Source organism: Streptomyces sp. DH12 (assembly GCF_020873895.1).
In the GTDB taxonomy this organism is placed as follows: Bacteria; Actinomycetota; Actinomycetes; order Streptomycetales; family Streptomycetaceae; genus Streptomyces.
The window spans coordinates 1-387 of record NZ_JAHWGT010001678.1; the positions used below are offsets into that span (position 1 = coordinate 1).

Here is a 387-nt window from a genome sequence, read left to right on the forward strand (position 1 = left end):
GGACCAGGAGGCGAGCATGCGGCGGCCACGGGGCGCGGCGTCGAAGCGGATGTGCTCGCCCAGCACCGACTTGGTGCGGTGGCTCGCGTAGCGCCACTCGTGCGAGCCGCCCCACGGGTCCAGGCCGAAGCCCTCGGCGAGCGCCTCGACCAGGGTCGACTTGCCGGAGCCGTTCTCACCGACGACGAAGGTCACCGGGGCGGTGAACCGCAGACCGCCGTCGAGGAGCGCGCGGACGCAGGGGACCGACCAGGGCCACTCCCCCACGTCGTACGCACCCACATGGGCGTACGCACGTTCGATGATCACGGGTCGAGTCTGTCATGGGGCGGCCCGGCGGGCAGCCCGCCCGCTCACTTCGTGCCGACCGTCCGCAGCACCGTCAGC

At 72.9% G+C, this 387-nt stretch carries 1 protein-coding gene; it reads right to left on the bottom strand.

Features of this window, described 5'->3' with window-relative positions; translation table 11 throughout:
- Positions 1 to 309 (bottom strand): AAA family ATPase (locus tag LPA54_RS41705; RefSeq protein WP_228985558.1); only part of this gene is annotated, 309 nt, incomplete at its 3' end.
- Between the last annotated feature and the right edge of the window lie 78 nt (positions 310 to 387).